The 3,717-nt window shown below is 50.7% G+C and carries 3 protein-coding genes; 2 read left to right on the forward strand and 1 reads right to left on the reverse strand.

Annotation, left to right across the window (positions count from 1 at the left end):
• Window positions 1–1,366 (reverse strand): hypothetical protein (locus IT415_01355; GenBank protein MCC7543338.1); only part of this gene is annotated, 1,366 nt, incomplete at its 3' end.
• Here IT415_01355 and IT415_01360 point away from each other — a divergent pair.
• Both IT415_01360 and IT415_01365 read left to right on the forward strand, forming a co-directional pair.
• Window positions 1,365–2,630: a glycoside hydrolase family 1 protein gene (locus IT415_01360; GenBank protein MCC7543339.1), complete on the forward strand. Its 1,266-nt coding sequence runs from the start codon at window positions 1,365–1,367 to the stop codon at window positions 2,628–2,630. The genes IT415_01355 and IT415_01360 overlap by 2 nt on opposite strands.
• A gap of 450 nt (window positions 2,631–3,080) precedes the next feature.
• Window positions 3,081–3,717 (forward strand): IS1595 family transposase (locus tag IT415_01365; protein ID MCC7543340.1); only part of this gene is annotated, 637 nt, incomplete at its 3' end.

Here is a 3,717-nt window from a genome sequence, read left to right on the forward strand (position 1 = left end):
ATAGAGATGAGGGGACTGTACTTCCGGCTGCTTGAGGGCTTGCCGCCAGCTGATTGTCTTTTTCGATCTCAAAGAATCGATTGTACTTGGCAACACGCTCGCCTCGCACCGGGGCGCCGACCTTGATGCCAAATGCCCCAACGGCGTAAGCCAGATCTGGCAGGAGAGTGTCATTTGATTCGCCTGAACGATGCGAGATAATGACCTTCGCGCCTGATTGCAGGGCTGCCTGAATCGCGGTAAGGGTTTCGGAGAGGGTGCCGACTTGATTTGGCTTGATGATGACACCGTCGATGAGTTTTTGGACCGTGAGGTCGGTGATGCGCGATGCATCCGTGGCAGTAATATCATCGCCAATGACTAGGGCTTTACGACCTGGTTGTGTAGTCAGATACTTGAGGCCGCCCATATCCTGCTCCATAAATGGATCTTCGACTGAGAGTAGGGGGAACTTCCTGTCCCATCCGAGATAGATGTCAGCCAATTGTTTCGAATCAAGCATTCGATTGGTCAGGATGTATTTGCCGTCTCTAAAGAAATGATTGGCCGCACAGTCGAGGGCGATCTCGTGCTCGGCACCTGGTCTATTGGCGAGCTGCGTGAATGCTTCCAGAATTACCTCTGGCGTAGCTCCGAGAGCGGCCATCGCACCTTCATCGGAGACAAGGCGCACAGCTGGGCCATAGAGATTGGCAAGAATGGCGCGTATGGTCTTGCGCACGATGTATATATTGTTGATTGCATCAGTGATGGTATTTGTCTTGGGAACAACCATAAATTCTTGTAGGTCGAGGCCTGGGGCGTGCGCACCGCCAGCGACGAGATTGGCATAGAGCCGCGGCATGGCCGGTGTGGTACCAAGCTGATCAGCGACCACTTGCCAGACTTCCTTGCCTTGTTCGTAACAAGAGAGCAGAAAGTAAGCGCCCGATAAGGCAGTCAGCGTATTCGTACCGAGATTAGAACGATCTTCAGTGCCATCGAGGGCGATGAGGAGCTGATCAAAGTCGGATAGGTGTCCAAGCGGGTAACCGATAAACTTCGGTGCAATGACCTTCTCGATGATGTCGATATTGCCAGTAACACCTCGACCCATGAAGTACGCTTTCTCGTGGTCGCGCCGTTCTTTTGCCTCCATGCCGCTGACTGACTTGCCGCTGGGTGCATCAAAACGAGCATGATTTCCAGAACTGGATTCCATGCGAACGCGGATAGTCGGCTCCCCCCTCGAGTCGAGCACCTGATATGCCTTGATCGAGGCTATGTTCATCCTACTCAAGAGTATAGCATAAGGAGTATGCGGATGAACCGATGTCGATGCAAAAAACATACCTGAAATGACCATAACCGGTATAATAAACAACATGAGCATAATGAAGCCAAAGCTCGTCTTCCCGAAGGACTTTCTGTGGGGGTCTGCAACCAGCGCGCATCAAGTTGAGGGCAATCAAAATAATAATTGGACCGACTGGGAGAAGGAGCGCGCCGCCGCCTTGGCTCGTGGTGCGAAAAAAGCCTTCGATAACCCATCAGTTCACTGGTATCGCATCAAGGAAGCGGCGGTCGATCCGATGAACTATATCTCAGGGCGAGCTGTCGACCACTATCGCCGCTACGAAGAAGATTTTGATTACGCGAAGAAGTTGCGGCATAACGCTCATCGCTTCTCGATCGAATGGAGTCGGATTGAGCCGCGTCGGGGGGGCTATGATGAAAGGCAGATCGAACATTATCGCAAAGTAATTAGGGCATTACGCAGGCGAGGGATTGAGCCACTGGTGACACTGCATCATTTTACTCTGCCGCATTGGGTACAGGCTCAGGGTGGGTTTGCGAGCGCTCGTACGGTCGAAGATTTCGCAAGGTTTGCTGGCAAAATGGCCAGCGAGTATAACGAAGATGTGCAGTGGTGGTGTACCGTCAATGAGCCAGAGCTGTTTGCGAGTTTTTCGTATTATTTCGGCTTATGGCCACCGCAAAGTAAGAATGTCTTTAAGGCGAGTTATGCCTACTATAGTGTGTTTGTGCGTGCCCACAAGGCGGCGTACAAGGCGATCAAGCACGTTAACCCACATGCCATGGTTGGTGCAGCGAAAAATAATAGCTATTATGTAGTCCAAGATAAGGTCTTGAGTCCATTGACCTACTCATTTGCGCAGTGGTGGGGTAATCACGCGTTCTTTGATCGCACGCATAAATATATGGATTACTTGGGGCTCAACTATTATTTTCGTTTTAATATCGTTAAGGGTCGGGTAATCATGGATCAGCAAAACCCATCGGATCTCGGCTGGGGCTTACATGCAGAAGGACTCTATGAGATTCTTAAGAATCTCCATGGCCGGTATCATTTGCCGGTAGTTGTGACTGAGGCTGGTGCGGCTGACGGGCAGGATGAAGTTCGGGCATGGTATATTAAGGAGCTCTTGCGCAATATACATCGGGCGATGAGCGAGGGAGTGGACGTGCGTGGATTTATGTATTGGTCGCTGATGGATAATTTCGAGTGGGATAAGGGTTTTTGGCCAAAATTTGGCTTGCTGGAGGTGGATCGCAAGACAATGCTTCGTAGTGTGCGCCCAAGTGCTTACGAATATGCCAAGGTTATTCGTGCCGGCGGACTAGACTAAAAGAAAAAGCCCTCCCTCCCAAAGTATGAGGAGTAAGGCAAGGGACTCAGACGGGATGAATGTGGGCAGCCCAGTAGCCTGAGTGCGTTCAATACACTAAGTCAAGCACCACGCGGTCCGTTTTGATGGCACGGTCATCTCACATTTGAGGCGTTACATGGTTGGTGGGTATTCGCTGACCTGTGTTGGGATGGTGTTGTCGCAGATGCTCATCGCGCCGAGGCCGATGATCTCGATGGTGATCTCGGGGGTCGTCACGGCAGCGAACGCAGTTTATTGATCTTATTGTAGTGCGCGAGAGCCATAAGGGGTCCTTTCCTTCGGCTCGTATAAGAAGTCCACTCAGATTGAGCAAACCTGGTAATTTTAGTACAAAATACATAAAAAGTCAATGATTAAAGCAGCCGACTATCCCTTGACAACATGTAAACTCTGTAATATACTGGTTGTATGAAGTTCACGGTAAAGCACTTCAACGAACGGTTCCCAGATGACGATACCTGTCTGGACTATATGTTCGAGCGTGCTTATAGTGACCTCCCTGCTTGTACGAAGTGTGGTGTCGCTAATCCCAGCTATTACCGTGTCCGTAGCCGTAAGTGTTACGAGTGTAAGGATTGTGGCTACCAAGCACACCCGCTTGGTAATACTATCTTTCATAAGTCTTCGACATCGCTCCGTGATTGGTTCTATGTCATCTACCTGTTCTCGGTTTCAAAGAACGGTGTATCAGCTAAGGAGGTCGAACGTCACCTCGGCTGCACCTACAAAACAGCCTGGCGTATAGCCAAACAAGTCCGCACCCTGATGCTCCATGGCGAGAGCCCGCTTTCAGGAGTTGTTGAAACTGACGAAACGTATGTGGGTGGTCGTGAACGGGGCAAGCATATAACTACCCAAAACAAATCTGTGGTATTTGGCATGGTTGAACGTGGTGGCAGCGTAAAAGTTGAACACGTCCCAACGGCAGGCGCTCGTGTGCTGCTACCAAAACTTCAAGCTGCTATTGCGCCTGGCACTAGTGTCTACACTGACCAAGCTCGGGTCTACCGCACCCTGCATCGCATTGGCTACTATCACGACAGTG

The organism is bacterium (assembly GCA_020854115.1).
Classification (GTDB): Bacteria; Patescibacteriota; Saccharimonadia; order CAILAD01.